The following is a 20,134-nucleotide window of genomic DNA, read 5'->3' on the forward strand; positions in this document are numbered from 1 at the left end:
TGTGAAGATTGTATAAGAGAGCATTTGCAAAAATGACCTCATTCAATATAAAAAAAGCCCCTATAAAAGATGACGAAATCCTAAAACTTTAAACCGTTTTAGGATTTCGTCAACAATCTGCCACTTTCATTCCCAAGAAGGTGTTTTTTTACGGACAGGGCATTTCTTTCATAAGCCGGCCAGCAGGAATTTGACTGGATAAGCCTTGTGCCTTAAAATGAAAGTAATAAAAATGAATACTCCAAAGGGGAGTAGCTGTCACAGTAAAGTCGTCATTACGGGATGTCCTAGATCCTCGGCTTTGCTGGCAATCTAATTGTTAGCGAGACCTTTGCCAAATCTGATTTGGTGAAGGTCTTTTTGTTTATCCACTTCACCAAATCGGTGGAGTTTTTTCATTTTTATCAAAAGGGAAAGGAGACTGACCGTGTCTAAGCTCGGGAAATGGCTGAAGCGTGAATTGGTGAAGAAAGGTCTGCCTTTGGCGAAAGAAAAATTAATTCCGATTTTGAAAGAAAAAATGAAAAAGAAACGATAAGGAGGCAAACAATGAAAAGAATTCTTATAGTTCTTGCCGGAATGGGCCTTTTAGGTGCAGGCGGATGCGGAATGCTTGATCAGGTGAATGACGGATTGAACTATACAAATGAAGCGGCCGGCTATATCCAAGAAGTGAAGACATTTGCGGAGGAGGCGCCTTCCTTGGCTGAACAGGCTGTAAACGACACGGGTGCAAAAGAAAAGCTGGAAACTCAGCTTGAGTCTATCCAGCAGGCTGCAGCCGATTTTAATGAATTAACCCCTCCCGATGCCGCAGCCGAGATTCATAACACCATCGAGAAGCATAATAAAACACTGCAAAAAAGCGCTGAAGATGTTTTGAAAAGTGTTGAGGAAGGAAAATTAACAGTCGAGAAGCTGGAGCAGTCAGAATTGGTACAAAGCGCTCAGCAGATCAGCGATGTGATGGGCCAGATTGAAAAATTGACCGAATAGAAAAAAGCATCCCGGTTTGGGATGCTTTCAGCTTGTCGACAAAGCATAAAAAGTGGCTTCATCGAAAAGCTTTTTTAAAAAAATGTGAGTGGAATCTAGGTTATGTTGTCCAAGCACTCAAAAGATCAACGTGAACAGCTTGAAGTCGTTGCCTTAAGCGAACTTGTCCCTGAAGATCATCTGGTCAGGAAGATGGAAGAAGCCATGGATTTTTCAGGTCGCCCTTCTTTATTCTTCAAAAGGACGTCCAAGCATTGATCCCGTTGTATTGATCAAAATGGTTCTGATTCAATACGTGCTTGGGCATCGCTCCATGCGCGAAACCATCGAACGGGTTTTTTGCGGCATGGCCTGCGCTGGACAACCCTGTGGGGAAAGAAAAAATTGTCCATGCAGGCGATGCTTGTTTTCGCTGAGATGAATGGACATGGAAAGGCCCTAACCGCCGGCCTTTTCATCGAAAAAACAAAATAAACTGGACAAAAAATAGGCAGGACCTTAGAAATCCGACCTATTTTGTCAACGGTCTGAAATCACCTATAAAAGGTGCTTTTTACGATTGTTCGCCAGCTTCTCCCTGCTGCTTCATATAAGTTTGGCAAACATATGTCATGGGACAAAATCGCAAGATGCCGGAAGCGGCCTTCATCGCCCCCATAAACATGCAGAAAAGCGTCATTCTGCACCACGGTTTTCTCGTAAACTTTGCCGCTGCCGCCGACAGGATCGTCAGTCCGCAGGCAATGCGAAAAACGGCGTCAAACAGTCCGATGTTTTGCTTCATGCTTCATTCCTCCTATTTAAATAATTAAATAAAGTGTTTTTTCGAAAAATTGTAACGGATTGGTAATGCGTGACGATAGTAAATGTGTTAACATAGGATCATTACATGTAAAGGAGAGTATGTGAATGTCCGAACGCACCTTAATTTGGAAAAATAAACACATCAGATCGCAAGTTGATGTTGTAAGTTCAAGGCTGCAGCCAACGCTCCTTTTACGAAATGCCTCTGTACTGAACCCGTATGTAAAGCAATGGATTCTGGCAAACGTATGGATTCATCATGACAGAATCGTTTACGTCGGCCGTGACTTGCCGAAGACGGCTGTTAAAACTACAATAGATTGTGAAGGAAAATACATTGTACCCGGGTATATTGAGCCGCATGTCCATCCTTTTCAAATTTATAATCCCCAAACTTTGGCTGAATATGTGTCACAGTTTGGAACGACGACATTCGTAAATGACAACTTGTTTCTGCTTTTGCATTGCGGAAAAAAGAAAGCGTTTTCTATATTGGAAGAACTGAAAAAACAGCCTGTCCACTACTATTGGTGGTCAAGGTATGACTTGCAGACTGAAGTGTTGAATGAAGATCAAATTTTATCGATCGATTACCGAAAACGTTGGGGAGAACACCCGGACGTCATCCAGGGAGGAGAAATGACAGGCTGGCCGCGCCTCTTGGACGGCGATGATCTGCTCCTTCATTGCATGCAGTGCACGAAAAGAAGGAGAAAGCGGATCGAGGGTCATTTTCCGGGGGCATCGGAAAAAACGCTCACGAAGATGAAGCTTTTCGGCGCTGATGCAGATCATGAAGCCATGACTGGAAAGGAAGTGCTGAAGCGGCTTGAACTTGGATACCACGTCGGCTTGAGGCAGTCTTCTATCCGTCCTGATTTACGAAAGATTTTGCGCGAGTTGCACGAAGACGGCTTTCACCATTATGACCATATGTTTTATACAACGGACGGTGCAACGCCGAACTTTTATAAAGAAGGCATGACAAACAAGCTGATTGAAATTGCCATCGAAGAGGGCGTGCCGCTGATCGATGCCTATAATATGGCTTCGTTTAATATCGCTAAGTATTATCATATGGAGGATATCCTCGGTGTGGTGGCACCGGGCAGATACGCAACGCTCAACATTTTGAATAGCCCTGATGAACCGAATCCGGAGACAGTTTTGGCAAAAGGGCGGCTGATCAAATCAGGCGGCGTAAATATGAATGCGTTTACAGTTCCGGATTGGCAAAAAGGGGGTCTTGTCCCTCTGAACCTTTCATATGATCTAACGATGGATGACTTGCAGTTTTCCATGCCGCTCGGCTTAAAAATGAGGAATTCCGTCATTATGGAGCCTTATACGATTGAGATTGACAACTCTGTCAACCAGCTTTCTTTTGACCATGATGAAAGCTATCTCTCGCTGTTCGACAAATACGGAAAATGGCGTGTCAATACGATGCTGAAAGGCTTTGCAACCCGCGTCCAAGGGTTCGTCAGCTCCTATTCGACAACGGGAGATATTATCGCGGTCGGCAAAAACAAGGAAGACATGCTTTTGGCCTTCAAGCGGATGAAAGAAATCGGGGGAGGTATCGTATTAGCGGAAAACGGAAAAATCCTGCACGAAATTCCTCTTCATTTAAGCGGCGGCGCATCAAATGAGATGTATGAAAAGGTGCTTGAAAGGGAAAAGACGTTAAAAGAGCTTTTGTTTGAAAGAGGCTATACGTTTGACGACCCGATCTACACCCTGCTCTTTTTGCAAAGCACTCATCTGCCTTATATCAGGGTGACGCCGAAAGGGATCTTTGATGTGATGAAAAAAACTGTACTCTTTCCATCGATAATGCGTTAAAATATAAAAGAGCGGGAGCTAATCTATGGTGAATCGATATGTAAGAGTACTGCTTTGTTTTGCTTCTCTTTTACTGCTTGCATCGTGCCAGTCGCAGGAACAGCAGGAAAAGGAAAAGAACATTCATCCGCTGACAGGATTGAAGGCGGACGGAGATATTCGGCAGCGGCCCATTGCCGTTGTGGTGAACAATCATTCAAAAGCACGGCCGCAGTCGGGATTAAGCAAGGCTGACATTGTCATTGAAGCTCTCAGTGAAGGACCGATCACACGATTGTTGGCGATCTATCAAAGCGACATGCCTGAAGCGGTTGGCCCAGTCCGCAGCGCCCGGGAGTATTTCATTGATTTGGCTCTCGGTTTTGACAGCCTCTTGGTGCATCACGGCTGGAGTCCGGGTGCAAAAAGCCGCCTGTTGAACGGCGACGCCGATCATATCAATGGAATGGATTACGACGGCAGCCTGTTTTGGAGGGCCGATTTTCGGGAAGCGCCGCATAATTCGTACACGTCATATAAAAATGTAAAGCAAGCAGCAGATGACAAAGGATATGCCATCGAAACCCGCACAGAACCGCTCACTTTTAAAGCAAGCCCTGACAAACCTTCGGATGCGCTTTATTCTATACGGTTAGATTACGGAACAAAATCCGTTACAAACCGTGTCGAATATGGTTATGATAAAAAGGTTGAAGGCTATGTGAGAAAGTCAGACGGTATTTTGACAACAGACCTTGAAACAGAAGAACCTGTTGTTCTTCAAAACATTCTAATAGCGGAAGCCGAACATCATATGAAAGATGCGTACGGGAGAAGGGATATTGACCTTCGTTCAGGCGGAAAAGGGCTCCTTTTGCAAAACGGGGAAGTCCATCGGATCAGCTGGAAGAACGAAAACGGCCGGATTATACCGAAGACGGACGGCAAGACCGTTCCGTTTGTGCCGGGAAAAACGTGGATCAATATCGTTCCCGATCTCAGCAAGGTTTCTATTAGCAAAGGAGAAGGTGTGTAAAGATGCAGATCGATAAATTGCGCGGGAGAGAGCTGGACCAGCTTTTTCAATCCATACTATCACTAAAAGATCTCGAAGAATGCTATCGTTTTTTCGATGATTTATGCACAATAAATGAAATTCAGTCATTGGCTCAGCGGCTCGAAGTAGCCAGAATGCTGCGCGACGGTAACACGTATCACAAAATTGAGACGGAAACCGGAGCGAGCACCGCGACCATTTCCAGGGTGAAACGCTGCCTGAACTACGGAAATGACGCTTATATCATGGCGCTGGACCGCGTCAAAGCAAATCAATCTGAATCATCTTCATGATGTCATGAAACCGCCTGGCTCAGGGCACTGAGCACCGGCGGTTTTTTTGTGCTTTCTGCACGTTTATCGTTTATTCGTTATCCGTTTTTCGAAAGGGGCTGAATTTGTTATAATATTTAAATGGTAAGAACGAATGGAGGAGCTTTTTTCATGTACGATATTACCGAGTGGAAGCATGTCTTTAAACTCGATCCGAATAAAGATATTACGGATGATCAGCTTGAACAGCTGTGCGAATCTGGAACAGACGCGGTTTTGATCGGCGGAAGCGATCATGTCACAGAAGATGATGTCCTTCGGCTGATGTCAAAAGTGCGCCGCTTTTTAGTGCCGTGCGTCCTGGAAGTGTCGACGATTGACGCGATCGTCCCGGGATTTGATCTCTATTTTATTCCGACTGTGCTCAACAGCAGAGATACCGACTGGATTGCCGGCTTACATAAAAAGGCGATGAAAGAATACGGCGAGCTGATGTCACCTGATGAGATTGTTGTTGAAGGGTACTGTATTTTGAATCAGGACTGCAAGGCTGCCGCTTTGACAAACGCAGATACCGAGCTTGACATTGAGGATATTAAAGCATACGCCCGCGTGGCAGAACATCTTTTCCGCCTCCCGGTCTTTTATCTTGAATACAGCGGCATGCTGGGGGATTCGGAGACCGTTAAGGAAACAAAAGCGGTGCTTCAGGAAACGACGCTGTTTTACGGCGGCGGCATCAAAGATGCGGAGACGGCGGTAAAAATGGCTGAGCACGCCGATGTGATCGTCGTCGGAAACGCGATTTATGAGAATTTCGAAGATGCGCTGCAAACGGTAAAGGCCGTAAAAGGATGAGCACAACGAACCGGATTGGTTTATAATAGAACATATGTTTGAATAGGCGGTGAACGGAATTGAATTACATTAGCGACCAATTATTAAGCGGATTAAACAAGATGCAGCAGGAAGCGGTCAAAACGACGGACGGTCCGCTTTTGATCATGGCCGGAGCAGGAAGCGGAAAGACGCGGGTATTGACGCACCGCATTGCGTATTTAATGGCGGAGAAGCGCGTTGCCCCGTGGAACATTTTGGCGATTACATTTACGAACAAAGCGGCCAGAGAAATGAAAGAACGTGTGGAACGCATTCTCGGACCGGGAGCGGACGACATCTGGATTTCGACGTTCCACAGCATGTGTGTGAGAATTTTGCGGAGAGACATCGACAGAATCGGCATCAACCGGAATTTCTCGATTCTTGATACGTCAGATCAGCTTTCCGTCATTAAAGGAATCTTAAAGGAAAGAAACATCGATCCGAAAAAATTCGATCCCAGAAGCATACTCGGATCGATCAGCAGTGCGAAAAACGAATTGATCGACCCGGAAGAGTACGAGAAAACAGCCGGCGGTTTTTTTGAACAAGTCGTCAGCGATGTCTACAAAGATTATCAGAAAAAACTGCGGAAAAACCAGTCGCTCGATTTTGACGATCTGATCATGACGACGATCATCCTGTTTGACCGGGTGCCGGAAGTGCTCGAATACTACCAGCGAAAATTCCAATACATTCATGTCGATGAGTATCAGGATACGAACAGGGCGCAGTATTTGCTCGTCAAAAAAATGGCGCAGCGCTTCGAAAACATCTGCGTCGTCGGGGACTCCGACCAGTCGATCTACAGATGGCGCGGCGCGGACATTGCCAACATTCTGTCGTTTGAAAAAGACTATCCGAATGCAAGCGTCATTCTACTCGAACAAAACTACAGGTCGACAAAGCGGATATTGAACGCGGCCAATGAAGTGATTCAGAACAACTCCAACAGAAAGCCGAAAAACCTCTGGACCGAAAATGACGAAGGAGCGAAAATCTCCTACTTCAGAGGCGACAACGAATTTGGCGAAGGCCAATTTGTCGCGGGCAAAATCAGGGAGCTCGTCGGCTCGGGAAAACGATCTTTCTCTGATATCGCGATTTTGTACCGGACGAACGCTCAATCGCGTGTCATCGAGGAAACGCTGATGAAAGCGAACATCAACTACAACATTGTCGGCGGCACGAAGTTCTATGACAGGAAAGAGATCAAAGACATCCTTGCGTATTTGCGCCTCGTCGCAAATCCTGACGACGATATCAGCTTTGCGCGGATCGTAAACGTGCCGAAGCGCGGCGTCGGTGCGACTTCAGTCGATAAAATTGCGGCTTATGCCGATATGAACGGAATGTCTTTATTTGAAGCGCTCGGACAGGTTGACTTTATCGGCCTCAGCGCAAGAGCGGCGAACGCGCTTGACGAGTTCAGACAGACGATCGAAAACCTGACGAACATGCAGGAATACTTATCTGTCACAGAGCTTACGGAAGAAATCCTTGAAAAAACCGAATACCGCGAAATGCTGAAAGCGGAAAAATCCCTGGAAGCGCAGAGCCGTCTTGAAAATATCGACGAGTTTCTCTCCGTAACGAAAAACTTTGAACAGCAAAGCGAAGATAAATCGCTCGTCGCCTTTTTGACAGATTTGGCCCTTATCGCCGATATCGATCAGCTTGATCAAAAGGAAGAAGAGACCGGAAATCAAGACGCGGTCATCTTGATGACGCTTCATGCCGCAAAAGGACTCGAATTCCCGATCGTGTTCCTGATGGGGCTTGAAGAAGGGGTATTCCCGCACAGCCGCTCCCTAATGGAGGAAGCGGAGATGGAAGAGGAGCGGAGACTCGCATACGTCGGCATCACGAGGGCTGAGGAAGAACTTTATTTAACTAACGCGCGGATGCGGACATTGTTCGGGAGAACGAATATGAACCCGGAATCAAGGTTCATTGCGGAAATACCGGAAGAATTATTGGACAATCTAAACGAGAAGAAAAAAGATCTAAAAACGCCGTTTGGAAGAAAGCCGGAGCGGAGAGGCCCGGTTACCCGGCCGGCTGCATCGTACAGCAAAACCGGCGGCGACGGTGTCAATTGGGCAGTCGGCGACAAAGCCTCCCATAAAAAGTGGGGCGTCGGAACCGTTGTCAGCGTCAAAGGATCCGGCGAATCGACTGAGCTTGACATCGCCTTCCCGAGCCCGACCGGAGTGAAGCGTCTTCTCGCGGCCTTTGCGCCTATTGAAAAGCAATAAATGGCAAAAGACCTGAAATGAAAGGACGAAACCAATGGAAAAAGAAGCAGCTAAACGCCGTGTGGAACAACTGCATGCATTGATTAACAAATACAACTACGAATATCACACCCTTGACGACCCAAGCGTGCCTGATTCCGAATATGACAAGCTGATGAAGGAACTTATTGCTCTTGAAGAAGAGCACCCCGACCTGAAAACGCCGGACTCTCCTTCTCAGCGCGTCGGCGGAGCCGTTTTGGACGCCTTTCAAAAGGTGCAGCATAAAACGCCGATGCTGAGCCTCGGCAACGCGTTTAATGAAGAAGATCTACGCGACTTTGACCGCCGCGTCCGCCAGGCGGTCGGAGATGTTGAGTACAACGTCGAATTTAAAATAGACGGTCTTGCTGTTTCACTGCGCTATGAAAACGGCGTATTTGTCAGAGGTGCGACAAGAGGCGACGGAACAACGGGCGAGGATATTACAGAAAATTTGAAGACCATCAGAAACATTCCCCTCCGAATGAAGCGCGATCTTTCAATTGAAGTGCGCGGCGAGGCTTTTATGCCGAAGCGCTCCTTTGAATTGCTGAACAAAGCGCGGCTCGAACGGGATGAAGAGCCGTTCGCCAACCCGCGGAACGCCGCTGCCGGCTCATTAAGGCAGCTCGATCCGAAAATCGCCGCGAAACGAAATCTCGACATCTTCGTCTACAGTATAGCGGAGCTTGACGAAATGGGCGTTGAAACGCAAAGCCAGGGACTTGATTTCCTCGACGAACTCGGCTTTAAAACCAATCATGAAAGAAAAAAATGCAGCACGATCGAAGAAGTCATTGAGATCGTCGAAGAGCTCAAGACAAAACGCGCCGACCTCCCGTATGAAATCGACGGGATCGTCATTAAAGTCAACTCCCTTGATCAGCAGGAAGAACTCGGCTTTACGGCAAAAAGCCCGCGCTGGGCAATCGCCTACAAGTTTCCTGCCGAAGAGGTTGTCACAACGCTTTTGGACATTGAATTAAGCGTCGGCCGGACGGGTGCAGTAACCCCGACTGCGATTCTCGAACCTGTAAAAGTGGCGGGAACGACCGTCCAAAGAGCTTCTCTCCACAACGAAGATTTGATTAAAGAGAAGGATATCAGACTGCTGGACAAAGTCGTCATTAAAAAAGCAGGAGACATCATTCCCGAGGTTGTCAACGTGCTCGTCGAACAGAGGACGGGAGAAGAGAAAGAATTCAACATGCCGAAGGAATGCCCGGAATGCGGAAGCGAGCTTGTCAGAATTGAAGGAGAAGTCGCGCTTCGCTGCATCAATCCGGAGTGCCCGGCTCAGATCAGGGAAGGCCTGATCCATTTCGTTTCCCGGAACGCGATGAATATAGACGGTCTTGGCGAGCGCGTCATCACCCAGCTGTTCCGCGAAGACCTCGTCCACAATGTCGCCGATCTGTATAAGCTGACGCGCGAGCAGCTGATCAATCTCGAGCGGATGGGGGAAAAATCGACCGACAACTTATTGAAGTCGATTGAAAAATCGAAGGAGAATTCATTGGAACGGCTTCTCTTCGGACTCGGCATCCGCTTCATCGGCGCCAAAGCGGCCAAGACACTGGCGATGCATTTTGAAACGCTTGACAGGCTCAAAAAAGCGACAAAAGAAGAATTGGTCGAAGTCGATGAAATCGGCGAGAAGATGGCGGACGCCCTCGTCACTTATTTTGAAAAAGAAGAGATTTTAAAGCTGTTGGACGAGCTTGAAGAACTCGGGGTGAACACCGAGTATAAGGGCCCGAAAAAAGCGGCCGCTGAAGCGAGCGATTCGTATTTTGCGGGGAAAACGATCGTCCTGACCGGGAAGCTCAACGAAATGTCGCGGAACGACGCGAAAGCGGAAATCGAAGCGCTCGGCGGAAAAATCACAGGCAGTGTAAGCAAAAAAACCGATCTCGTCATTGCCGGCGAAGCGGCAGGCAGCAAACTGGCGAAAGCTGAAGAGCTGAACATCGAAGTATGGGATGAAGCAAGACTGATCAGTGAGCTAAAGAAATAAGAGGAGTGTTTTCTATTGAAAAAGATATTATGTTTGGCGGCTGCTGCGGGTATGCTCATGCTCTCGGCCTGTGCGCCGAATTTTGGGGGAGAAGAAGAGCGGGAGATGGTGCAGAAAACGGATAAGTCGAAAGAAAAAGCCATCATTCCGAAATACAACATCTCCGATTCTTATTATAAAATGGTTCTTCCTTTCAAGGCGGGGAAAGCCCGCGGCTTGACGACCGAACGCCTGAATACGCGGCTGGATATCGATGAATTTGAGACAGGCATGATGCGCCTTGCGCAAGATTCATTTTCTACTGACGATTACCTTTTTCAAGAAGGACAATACCTGGATGAGGATACAGTTACGAGCTGGCTCGCCCGCAAAAAAACGGGAGACGACCTGAAAAAAGCGGAGAAAGACGATAAAAACTTCAAAAACCTCGGACTGAACCCCGCCCTTTCCGGGAGCGGGTCAACAGAGAAGCAAAACGAAGAAAGCCCGGTATACCTCGCCCATATGCTTGAGCATGACTACCTCGTCCGCAAAGACAAGGATACGATTGAGCTCGGCGGCGTCGTGATCGGCCTTGCGCTGAACTCTGTCTACTACTACCGCGAAAATGTCGGCGACCCGCAAAAAGAAGTGACCATCAGCGACAAAAAGCTGAGGCAGGAAGGCGAAAAAATCGCCGAGGAAGTGGCGAAACGGATCAGAAACATGGATGATTTGAAAAACATTCCGCTGACCATCATGCTCTACAAGCAGGCGCCTAAGTCATCGATCGTCCCTGGAAACTTTATCGCCAAAACCGATGTGAAATCCGGGACAAGCGAGCTCGGCGGCTGGGATAAAATCAATGAAGAGTACACGTTCTTCCCTTCAACAGAAGGTTCAGAGAAACATCCGGATGACGCGGAGCTCTTCAAACGCTTTAAAAACAAAGTCGATACGTATTTTCCAAACTACACAGGGGTTGTCGGCACGGCTCTCTATAAAGACGACCAAATGCAGGACATGAAAATCAACATCCCGATGCAGTTTTACGGCAAAAGCGAAGTCATCGCCTTTACCCAGTTCTTGACCGGTGAAGTAATGGATTACTACGGCAAAAGCGGACTGAACGTTGAGATCAACATTAATTCGTCAGCCGGGCAGGAAGCCGTTATCCTGAAAAAGCCGGGAGACAAAGAACCGACCGTTCATATTTATGATTCATAAAAAAGAAGCAGCCTTCTCGGCTGCTTCTTTTTGTCACGCGGAAACAGGAATAAGGAGACCTATCATTCATTCACGGTGCGCCAACAAAATATTTTTTTATAGTGTTCTGAATAATACTATTGCAAAATTAGGATACAACTCTTATAATTGATTATACAGAATATAGTATATTGTTTTGAGGAAGATGAATTATGTGGGAAAAATTTTACTCTAAAAATGGTTTGGCTGCTAAAAATATTGCTAAAGAATTGATGAATATCAAAGCAGGTGAAAAAATTCCCCGCATCTCAGACTACTGTCATAAGTTATCCATCGGCAGGGGGACTGTCCAAAGTGCGCTGAATTTATTGGTTGATATGAAAGCGATTCATTTGGAGGCTAGAGGCCATTTAGGAACGTTTTTGGTAAGTAAGGATAACAATTTATTACTTGAGATTGCAGGTATTGCACCATTAATCGGCTCAATGCCACTTCCGTATTCAAGGAAATATGAAGGGCTGGCAACAGGGATTGTGGAAGGGTTTGAATCAACCGGAAAAACAGTTAACTTGATCTACATGCGTGGCGGAGTGAATCGAATTGAAGCAGTCCGAACAAAAAGAAGTGATTTTGCAATTGTTTCTAAGATGACGGCAGATCATATCATAGCAGAATATCCAAATTTGAAAATTTTTAAGAAATTCGGGGAAAGCAGTTATGTATCTTCCCATAAAATCTTCTTAGCTCATCCAGATGAGGAAATAGGTAAGGATGTCGTAAGAGTAGGTGTTGATTTGGAGTCCCTGGATCAGAAACAATTAACATTGGCTGAATTTGAAAATAAAAATGCAGAGTTTGTCAATGTGAATTATATGCAGCTTTTCGATATGCTTCTTTCAAAACAAATTGATGCAGCAGTTTGGAATGCCGATGACAAAAGAATGATTCAAACGTTTAAAGCAATCGATTTTTTTTCACCGAAAGCCAAGAAAATTTCCAAGGATACAACTGAAGCCGTTATTGTTATTGAAGGAGACAGAGAAAAAGAAATAGCAGAAAAGTGGAATTTGGTTAATGAGAAACAAATATTATACACTCAAAAAAGTGTAGAAAAAGGAGAGAAAATACCGCGCTACTAAAATGCCGGCCCATCCGACTTGTCATTCAATACATGAGGCGATGGGTCAGCATTTGAAATTTAAAATACTAAATACAGTATATTGGAGGAACTGTCGTGAACCAAATACAGCTGGAAGAAAAGTTGTCTATTTTACTAACGAGTCGAGTGATTACAAAAAATGCTTTCAACACAACTTTGAACACATTTGTTTTCTTATCAAAAAAGCTGAAAAAGGAGGTGATCAAAGACTCTGAAATGTTTTGGACGCATATGGCGATGGCTTTAACTAGAATTGAGAGGGGAGAAAGCGAAGAAAGTCCTGCAATTGCCATCATCAATGAAGTGTACGAAACACCATATAAAAATGCTATAGAAGAAGTGATAGATTTTATACATTCACTGGCAGGTTTAGAACTTCCAGAAGGTGAGCGTGTCTATTTTTATCTTCATCTTCATAAAGTCATAGAATCTAATGAATAGGAGGGTTTTATTATGGTGAGAATCGTAATAGGCGGACAGTTGAAAAAACAAGCGATTGAAAAACTTGTTAAAGAAATTGGGGGAAGCAATGTAGAAGTTTTGGTTAAAGGTGATTTGGACGCTGTTATGGCTGTGAAAAACAATAAGGTAGATTATTATATTGGCGCCTGTGAAACAGGATCCGGTGGTGCGCTTGCAATGGCAATTGCATTATTAGGCAAAGATAAATGCGTCACCTTGGCTTCGCCAAGTACCATAAAAAACAAGGAAGAGATCGAGAAGGAAGTAGAAAGCGGCAAAATTGCCTTTGGTTTTACAGCTTCGTCTTCACAAAATATATTAAACATTTTAATTCCTTATTTATTAAAATAAATGAATTTTTTTCTTTATATTTTGTTACACCGGCTTCAACTGTATACATTTTTTTCAGTTAAAGAAAGCGCTTTCTTGGATGATTTAAGAAGCACGGATGACATGATGTACAGAAGATGAGAAAAATCATAGAGGTGAATAATGAATGGACCTTTCTTTAATTCAATGTCTTGTCATAGCGGCTGTTGGTGCATTAGGTTCTATACTAGTAAATCGCGGAGTAGCTGTGTTTAATGATGGTTTGCGACCGATTATGCCCGAATACCTTGAGGGGAGAATGACAAGAGGGGAGCTTGCTGCAACAAGTTTTGCATTAAGTTTTGGCTTAATCATAGGGTTTGGTATTCCGCTTTCAATAGGAGCAACAATCATTATTGGACACAGCATTTTATTGGCGTGTGACATTATTGGCATTTGGACCCCGGAAAACAAAATAGGCATGATAACTGCAGGGGTTATTGGTGCCGTTTATAGTATTGGAATCGTTTTAGGACTGCAATTTGTAGTGGATTTATTTGGCATGTTTCCCGTGAATTTTATAGATTCTTTAAGTCTTATTGGTCAGCCTATTATTATTGCATTTACAGTATTTCCAGCTGTAGCGGTTGGATATCAGCACGGTTTAAAAAAAGCCGCCGTCACTGCAATCGTCACTTTGGCTTCGTTTCTCTTATTCGAGAAGTTTGGAACATTTCAAGCTGCAGGATATAAAATTTCGCTCAGTCCTGAAGGAATGGCTTTATTAGCAGGAATGTTAATGATGATTTATTATGCAGCGAGAATTAGAGGCGGAGATGAATCTACTAATGCAAATTTAGTGAATATATTTAATGAGCGTGTAAATCGAATTAAGAAAAACCGCTGGTTATTAGCTCTTATGGGAGGACTTGTTTCTTTAACATCATCCATGCTGATTTTAGCAGTGGATGCAATGCCTCAAGCATTGATTAATAAAGAGCTTTACACAGAGGCGGCAATCGCTACATTTGCACGTGGAATTGGCTTCATCCCTTTAGTTTTTTCAACTGCGATCGTAACAGGAGTTTATGGTTTAGCTGGTACCACTTTGGTATTTGCAATCGGTCTTATTTTCAGGGATATACCGATTTTAGCATTTCTGTTGGGCTTTTTAGTCATGTATTTAGAGGTCGTATCATTATCCGCAGTATCAAAAAGTATGGACAAACTGCCTGGTGTAAGGGAGATGGGGGAGCATATTCGCACTTCGCTGTCAGATGTTCTAGGAATGGCTATATTAATTGGCAGTGCGATGGCAGGGGAAAAAATTGCTCCCGGTATTGGCTTCTTCTGGGTGATTGGATTTTATTTAATAAACCGAATTGCATCAAAACCACTTGTTGAATTGGCTGTCGGCCCTATTGCAGTTATATTGTTGGGGATTGTTGCCAATCTTCTCTATGCAGTCGGTTTATGGCAGGTTGGCTAAATCATCGAAAGAGGGGAAGTTTCCGAATGTTGAAAGACGGAATGACCTATATGCATGAACATACAACGATAGACCTTTCCGAAGTAAAAAACAATGAGGATTGTAAGTTGGATGTATTTTCTGAAACCGTTAGAGAATTTAAAAGTTTATACGAAAAGGGCGTACGCAATATTGTGGATGTCACGAATATTGGAATGGGGAGAAATATTACATACGTTCAAAAAGTAGCAGAAGAAACAGGCATTAATATTGTCTTTTCAACTGGTTTCTACCAAGATACTTTTTACCCGATCCATGTGTTTCGCGAACCAAAAGAAAAGTTGGCAGAAAGAATGGTAATGGAGATTGTTGAAGGAATTAGAGGAACAGATGCTAAAGCCGAGCTGATCGGTGAAATTGGAACAAGTTACAATAAATGGACGGAAACCGAACAAAAAGTATTTGAAGCGGTTGTTGTGGCGCATAAGCAAACAAAAAAACCAATATCAACCCATACTTCCATAGGAACATTAGGGCATGAACAAGTAGAATTTTTCAAAAAACATGAAGTTGATTTAAACCGAGTGGTGATAGGGCATGTTGATTTATCAGGAGATGCCGATTATATATTGAAAATGCTGAGAGAAGGTGTGTATGTAGAATTCGATACAATAGGTAAAGAAAATTATATGCCTGATCGTGTTCGGGCAGAAATGTTGAAAAAGATACAGGCTAAAGGGTATATAGACAAGGTTCTGCTGTCTATGGACATCACCAGAAAATCACATTTGGTATATAAAGGCGGGGTGGGCTATTCATATTTGATAGACACGTTTATCCCTCTCTTGCAAACCTATGGAATAACTGGTGAATCAATTGATAAGATGTTGATTAAAAATCCTCGTGCTTTTATGAAAGGGGAGAGTGAATGAGCATGGAAACTTATCCTCTATATAGTCTATCTATTGAAGAAGCCATGCATAGACAATTTAAGTTGGTGGATGTCATCACAAGACATTTTCGAGGAGAAGAATTGCTTTCACTTGGCGATTTAGGCGTTGTAAAAGGAATGAATAAACCGCGGTTCACAAAAAAAATAGAAGAGACACTAGCCGATTTCTTTGGCACAGAGAAAGCAATGTTAGTTCGTGGTGCAGGAACAGGGGCATTGAGATTTGGTTTTATGAGTTTTTTAAAGCCAGGTGACGAGATCCTTGTCCATGATGCACCTATATATCCAACAAGTAAAACAACGTTAGAGTCGATGGGGGTCTTGCCAATATACGCGGATTTTCACGATTCTGAACAAATAAAAAAAGCCATCCTCAAACACCCGAAGTTAAAAGGTGTATTGATTCAGCATACGAGGCAAAAAATAGATGACCATTATGATTTGGCTGAAACGATAAAAAAAATTCGTTCCATTCATTCTAGTCTAGTCATTATTACGGATGACAACTATGCTGCGATGAAAGCGGAAAAGGTTGGAGCGCAAGTCAAAGCCGATTTGTCCACCTTTTCATTGTTCAAGCTACTAGGTCCGGAAGGTATTGGAGTCATTTTAGGCAAAAATGATTTAATACAAAGAATAGAAAATTTAAACTATTCAGGCGGAAGCCAAGTTCAAGGTTATGAAGCTTTAGAAGCTTTAAGGGGCCTGGTATATGCGCCAGTTATGCTGGCAATTCAAGCAAGTGTCAATGATCAGTTAGTTCACTCGCTTAATAATGGAGCCATTAAAGGTGTTAAAAAGGCTTATTTGGCAAATGCACAATCAAAAGTCTTACTTGTAGAGTTTGTTAAACCAATTGCCGAAAAAGTGCTCCATCATGCTAATGAATTGGGAGCGGCACCCCATCCGGTAGGTGCTGAATCAAAATACGAGTTTGCACCAATGTTTTATAGAGTGTCTGGCACTTTTTTATCTGCAGATCCATCACTGGCCAAAAAAATGATCCGCATTAATCCATTAAGAAGCGGTCCTGAGACCATTTTAAGAATTCTAAACATATCCGTTCACCGAGCAACAGAAAATCTTAGTGTAAATCCTTCAATAGGGGATGATATAAATGAATAAAAGAGTCATTATCATAATATTAGACAGCTTAGGTGTCGGTTATATGGAAGATGCAAGCGATTATCACCCTTTAGACGTTGGCGCTAATACTTTCTATCACATACTTGATACGGTGCCTTCTTTAAACATTCCAAATCTCGAAAAATTGGGTATAAACAAAATCTTGCACCATCCTAAATTGAAAAATGTAGACCATATTGCCAGCTATGGTGTTTTGAACCTGATGCATCAAGGAGCAGACAGTTTTGAAGGGCATAATGAAATCATGGGGACAAAGCCAAAAAAGACATATTTAGCTCCTTTTGCAGAACATATCAATCATGTTAAACTCGCTTTGGAAGATCAGGGTTATAAAGTTAACATACCAAATTCAGATTTGCCGTATCTATTAGTAAACGATTTAGTAGTCGTGGCCGATAATATCGAAACAGATTACGGGCAAATTTATAATGTAAGCGCTCCGCTGGATTATATTCCGTTTGATGAAGTGTTGAAAATAGGAAGATGTGTCCGTCATCATGTTAAAGTAAATCGTGTGATTGTTCTTGGAGGAGAAAATGTAACACCCGAACACTTGCAGAGGTCAGTTGAAAGAAGAGAAGACGGATTAGTAGGAGTGAATTCGCCTAAATCTAATGTATACAAGCAAGGGTATCAAGTCCGTCACTTAGGTTTTGGTATCTCTCCCGAGAAGCAGTTGCCAACATTGGCGAAAAATGGGGGAATGGAAGTTTCTCTTATCGGAAAAATGCAGGACATTATTTATTGTAAAGGTGCAAATAGGTTTCCGGGTGTAGATACGGAACAAGTTATGAAGGATATTATACAGGAGATGGACCGTGTCAAAAAAGGCGTGATTGCTGCCACAGTACAAGAAACCGATTTAGCCGGACATGCACAGAATCCTGTGCGTTATGCGAATCGGATTGAAATGGTAGATCAATATTTGCCGGAAATTCTCCGGAAAATGACAGATCAGGATCTGCTGATGATTAGTGCAGATCACGGGAATGACCCTACGATCGGCCATAACCAACACACACGGGAAAAAACGTATTTGCTGGCTTATCACAAAAAGTTATCCCCCGTAAATATCGGAGAAAGAAAAACGCTATCCGACATTGCTGCAACTTCTGCTGATTATCTAGGGCTTCGCAATACTGAAAACGGCAGTTCATTCCTTCATTTAATGCAAAAAGGAAAAGAGGAGACAGACTGATGTTTTTGGAATCTACATTAAAATATAATAAAAAATTAATAGAAGCTGCATTGGATTTTCATCAGCGGGGAATCATTTCACCTAACACTTATGTATTAGATTTGGACACTGTCAAGAAAAATGCAAAAGTTTTAAGTGAAAAAGCCAGAAAACAGGATATTGAACTGTTTTTTATGACAAAGCAATTTGGCCGTAATCCGTTGGTAGCACAAGCTATCGCCGAAAGCGGAATTGACAAAGCGGTTGCTGTAGACCCGTGGGAGGCAATCACACTCAGCCAAAATGGAATCAAAATTGGGCATGTCGGACATCTTGTTCAAATACCTATTCATATGATTCCGGCTATATTGAAGCTTCATCCTGACTATGTTACGGTTTTCAGTCTTGCAAATGCTCGAAACATTAGTAGAGCAGCTAAGGAAATGGGAAGAAAACAAAAAGTGTTTTTACGAATCGCAAACAAAGAGGATTATATATATAAAGGTCAAGAGGGAGGGTTCACTTTTGAACAAATCGTTAAGGATATCGAATCGATTGAACAGTTAGAAGGAATTGAAATTGCAGGTTTAACAAGCTTTCCTTGTATATTGATTAAAGACGGCCTTCCAACAGTTACTCCGAATGTAACATCCATGCAAACCGTAAAATCTTTTTTAATGGAAAGAGGGTATAAAAGGCTTGAGATGAATATGCCAAGTGCAACATCTTGTGGAACAATCAAATTGTTGAAGGAAAATGGTGCAACTCAAGGCGAACCCGGTCATGCTTTAATTGGAACGACGCCCATTCATGCAACGAAAAAACTCGCAGAAAGACCTGCAATGGTATATGTAACTGAAGTATCCCACATATCTAATCATCATGCTTATGTTTTCGGCGGTGGATTCTATCCGCGTTCACATATGAAAGCGGCGCTGGTTGGAACAAATAAAAATCATCTTAAGAAGGTTCAAGCTATTGAAATGACACCTGATCATATTGATTATTATGGCGCATTAAACACAGTTGAAGCAAAAGTCGGCGATACGGCAATATTTGCTTTTCGTACACAAGTCTTTGTCACGAATGCGCATATTGCAATCTTAAAAAACGTTTCTGAAGATCCTGAACTTATCGGTGTATTTGATTCTAAAGGAAATGTAATCGAGTAAATGATCGTTATCAGCGGAATATCGGAGTTCTTGAATAATGGATTGTCTTACTGAGGTGTAGCGAAGATGCCTTGTCTTTTTGAAGTGCAGTTTAATACAGTAGTCCGTCTTGGACATGTTATTTTGCGGAAAGGAGAACGACGTGAAAATTATTCATGTATCAGGTTATGAAGAAATGAGTGAAAAATCAGCTGATTTAATGACTGAGCTCATTAACAATTCAAAAAATCCTGTTATCGGTTTTGCAACAGGTTCGACACCGCTAGGTTTGTATAAATGCCTGATCAAAAAGTATCGGCAAAAGGAAATATCATTTAAGAATGTTACTGCTTTTAATTTAGACGAGTACGTTGGACTGGCTAAAGAAAATAAAAACAGCTACCATTATTATATGAATGAAATATTATTCAAACATCTGGATATTAGGCAAAGGAATATCAATATTCCAAATGGGATGGCGGAAGATTTGGAACAAGAATGCATCAGTTACGACAGACTTGTTTCCGAAAAAGCAATTGACATACAAATATTAGGGATGGGATTGAATGGTCATATCGGTTTTAATGAACCGGGGACAAGCTTTAAAAGCAGAACCCATATCGTTGATTTGGATAAATCAACCCGGCAGGCAAATTCCCGGTTCTTTCGTTCCTTGGACGAAGTACCGACAAAGGCATTGACCATGGGAATTGAAACAATAATGGAAAGTAAGCGGATCCTTCTGCTCGTGTCTGGAAATGAAAAATCTGAAGCATTGGCACGGCTGCTGAACAGCACCCGTGTCTCCCAAGAGTTCCCTGCTTCAATTTTAAGGAAACATAATGATGTGATTGTGATGGCAGATGATGCGGCCTTAAATAAAATTCAATAACAGACATCGGCTGATGACATTAAAAAAATTTCAAGAGATCTCCTAGCGATCAATCAGTAAAAAACGACTGAATATAGCAAATTTCCACCCTGCTGGTAAGGAATT

The 20,134-nt window shown here is 43.2% G+C and carries 18 protein-coding genes and 1 pseudogene; 18 read left to right on the forward strand and 1 reads right to left on the reverse strand.

Annotated elements, in window-relative coordinates; translation table 11 throughout:
* Positions 1–549 precede the first annotated feature (549 nt).
* A complete protein-coding gene (locus M1D59_RS03690) occupies positions 550–996 on the forward strand; it encodes a DUF6376 family protein (RefSeq protein ID WP_105980772.1) in 447 nt (148 codons plus the stop codon).
* 102 nt (positions 997–1,098) lie between these two features.
* Positions 1,099–1,348 (forward strand): annotated as a pseudogene (locus M1D59_RS03695) (transposase); the annotation flags it as partial.
* 201 nt (positions 1,349–1,549) lie between these two features.
* Here the strand turns inward: M1D59_RS03695 and M1D59_RS03700 are convergent.
* Complete coding sequence (locus M1D59_RS03700; protein WP_020450448.1) at positions 1,550–1,780, reverse strand: YgaP family membrane protein; 231 nt, start codon at positions 1,778–1,780, stop codon at positions 1,550–1,552.
* A 125-nt stretch (positions 1,781–1,905) separates the two neighbouring features.
* On the opposite strand from M1D59_RS03700, the gene M1D59_RS03705 reads away from it, so the two are divergent.
* The 16 genes from M1D59_RS03705 to nagB all read left to right on the forward strand — a co-directional run bounded on the left by M1D59_RS03705 (position 1,906) and on the right by nagB (position 20,029).
* Positions 1,906–3,645: an adenine deaminase C-terminal domain-containing protein gene (locus tag M1D59_RS03705; protein ID WP_095292965.1), complete on the forward strand. Its 1,740-nt coding sequence runs from the start codon at positions 1,906–1,908 to the stop codon at positions 3,643–3,645.
* A 28-nt stretch (positions 3,646–3,673) separates the two neighbouring features.
* Positions 3,674–4,660, forward strand: a complete 987-nt coding sequence (locus M1D59_RS03710; protein WP_230631828.1) for a DUF3048 domain-containing protein — start codon at positions 3,674–3,676, stop codon at positions 4,658–4,660.
* 2 nt (positions 4,661–4,662) lie between these two features.
* Positions 4,663–4,974: a YerC/YecD family TrpR-related protein gene (locus M1D59_RS03715; protein ID WP_003179568.1), complete on the forward strand. Its 312-nt coding sequence runs from the start codon at positions 4,663–4,665 to the stop codon at positions 4,972–4,974.
* A 150-nt stretch (positions 4,975–5,124) separates the two neighbouring features.
* Positions 5,125–5,811 (forward strand): heptaprenylglyceryl phosphate synthase, encoded by a 687-nt coding sequence (pcrB, locus tag M1D59_RS03720; RefSeq protein ID WP_020450451.1) that lies wholly within the window; start codon positions 5,125–5,127, stop codon positions 5,809–5,811.
* A gap of 59 nt (positions 5,812–5,870) precedes the next feature.
* The gene (gene pcrA / locus M1D59_RS03725) at positions 5,871–8,090 is read left to right on the forward strand and encodes a DNA helicase PcrA (protein WP_020450452.1); all 2,220 of its coding nucleotides are present in this window, start codon (positions 5,871–5,873) and stop codon (positions 8,088–8,090) included.
* 34 nt (positions 8,091–8,124) lie between these two features.
* Positions 8,125–10,128: an NAD-dependent DNA ligase LigA gene (gene ligA / locus M1D59_RS03730; protein WP_020450453.1), complete on the forward strand. Its 2,004-nt coding sequence runs from the start codon at positions 8,125–8,127 to the stop codon at positions 10,126–10,128.
* 15 nt (positions 10,129–10,143) lie between these two features.
* Positions 10,144–11,334 carry a CamS family sex pheromone protein gene (locus M1D59_RS03735; RefSeq protein WP_458117793.1) on the forward strand — a complete coding sequence of 397 codons (1,191 nt, stop codon included), beginning with the start codon at positions 10,144–10,146 and terminating at the stop codon, positions 11,332–11,334.
* 191 nt (positions 11,335–11,525) lie between these two features.
* On the forward strand, positions 11,526–12,452 hold the full coding sequence (gene yhfZ, locus M1D59_RS03740) for a GntR family transcriptional regulator YhfZ (protein WP_025810327.1): 927 nt from the start codon (positions 11,526–11,528) through the stop codon (positions 12,450–12,452).
* 95 nt (positions 12,453–12,547) lie between these two features.
* Positions 12,548–12,913 carry a PRD domain-containing protein gene (locus M1D59_RS03745; protein WP_020450456.1) on the forward strand — a complete coding sequence of 122 codons (366 nt, stop codon included), beginning with the start codon at positions 12,548–12,550 and terminating at the stop codon, positions 12,911–12,913.
* Between the two features lie 12 nt (positions 12,914–12,925).
* Positions 12,926–13,285 carry a DUF2620 domain-containing protein gene (locus M1D59_RS03750; protein WP_020450457.1) on the forward strand — a complete coding sequence of 120 codons (360 nt, stop codon included), beginning with the start codon at positions 12,926–12,928 and terminating at the stop codon, positions 13,283–13,285.
* Between the two features lie 145 nt (positions 13,286–13,430).
* Positions 13,431–14,732 carry a YhfT family protein gene (locus M1D59_RS03755; RefSeq protein WP_020450458.1) on the forward strand — a complete coding sequence of 434 codons (1,302 nt, stop codon included), beginning with the start codon at positions 13,431–13,433 and terminating at the stop codon, positions 14,730–14,732.
* 26 nt (positions 14,733–14,758) lie between these two features.
* Positions 14,759–15,643 carry a phosphotriesterase family protein gene (locus M1D59_RS03760; RefSeq protein WP_096747944.1) on the forward strand — a complete coding sequence of 295 codons (885 nt, stop codon included), beginning with the start codon at positions 14,759–14,761 and terminating at the stop codon, positions 15,641–15,643.
* Positions 15,640–16,788 carry an aminotransferase class V-fold PLP-dependent enzyme gene (locus M1D59_RS03765; protein WP_020450460.1) on the forward strand — a complete coding sequence of 383 codons (1,149 nt, stop codon included), beginning with the start codon at positions 15,640–15,642 and terminating at the stop codon, positions 16,786–16,788. Before M1D59_RS03760 ends, M1D59_RS03765 begins: the two co-directional genes overlap by 4 nt.
* Positions 16,781–18,007, forward strand: a complete 1,227-nt coding sequence (locus M1D59_RS03770; protein WP_075213008.1) for a phosphopentomutase — start codon at positions 16,781–16,783, stop codon at positions 18,005–18,007. Before M1D59_RS03765 ends, M1D59_RS03770 begins: the two co-directional genes overlap by 8 nt.
* On the forward strand, positions 18,007–19,158 hold the full coding sequence (locus tag M1D59_RS03775) for a YhfX family PLP-dependent enzyme (RefSeq protein ID WP_039073301.1): 1,152 nt from the start codon (positions 18,007–18,009) through the stop codon (positions 19,156–19,158). The genes M1D59_RS03770 and M1D59_RS03775 overlap by 1 nt, the downstream gene beginning before the upstream one ends.
* 142 nt (positions 19,159–19,300) lie before the next feature.
* On the forward strand, positions 19,301–20,029 hold the full coding sequence (gene nagB / locus M1D59_RS03780; RefSeq protein WP_020450463.1) for a glucosamine-6-phosphate deaminase: 729 nt from the start codon (positions 19,301–19,303) through the stop codon (positions 20,027–20,029).
* Positions 20,030–20,134: the final 105 nt, after the last annotated feature.

This window comes from Bacillus sp. PK6-026, from assembly GCF_054161455.1.

Bases quoted from the DNA above. Each gene is read 5' to 3' on its own strand.
- M1D59_RS03690 (WP_105980772.1), top strand. From the start codon at position 550: ATGAAAAGAATTCTTATAGTTCTTGCCGGAATGGGCCTTTTAGGTGCA.
- M1D59_RS03700 (WP_020450448.1), bottom strand. From the start codon at position 1,780: ATGAAGCAAAACATCGGACTGTTTGACGCCGTTTTTCGCATTGCCTGC.
- M1D59_RS03705 (WP_095292965.1), top strand. From the start codon at position 1,906: ATGTCCGAACGCACCTTAATTTGGAAAAATAAACACATCAGATCGCAA.
- M1D59_RS03715 (WP_003179568.1), top strand. From the start codon at position 4,663: ATGCAGATCGATAAATTGCGCGGGAGAGAGCTGGACCAGCTTTTTCAA.
- pcrB (WP_020450451.1), top strand. From the start codon at position 5,125: ATGTACGATATTACCGAGTGGAAGCATGTCTTTAAACTCGATCCGAAT.
- ligA (WP_020450453.1), top strand. From the start codon at position 8,125: ATGGAAAAAGAAGCAGCTAAACGCCGTGTGGAACAACTGCATGCATTG.
- yhfZ (WP_025810327.1), top strand. From the start codon at position 11,526: ATGTGGGAAAAATTTTACTCTAAAAATGGTTTGGCTGCTAAAAATATT.
- M1D59_RS03750 (WP_020450457.1), top strand. From the start codon at position 12,926: ATGGTGAGAATCGTAATAGGCGGACAGTTGAAAAAACAAGCGATTGAA.
- M1D59_RS03755 (WP_020450458.1), top strand. From the start codon at position 13,431: ATGGACCTTTCTTTAATTCAATGTCTTGTCATAGCGGCTGTTGGTGCA.
- M1D59_RS03760 (WP_096747944.1), top strand. From the start codon at position 14,759: ATGTTGAAAGACGGAATGACCTATATGCATGAACATACAACGATAGAC.
- M1D59_RS03765 (WP_020450460.1), top strand. From the start codon at position 15,640: ATGAGCATGGAAACTTATCCTCTATATAGTCTATCTATTGAAGAAGCC.
- M1D59_RS03770 (WP_075213008.1), top strand. From the start codon at position 16,781: ATGAATAAAAGAGTCATTATCATAATATTAGACAGCTTAGGTGTCGGT.
- M1D59_RS03775 (WP_039073301.1), top strand. From the start codon at position 18,007: ATGTTTTTGGAATCTACATTAAAATATAATAAAAAATTAATAGAAGCT.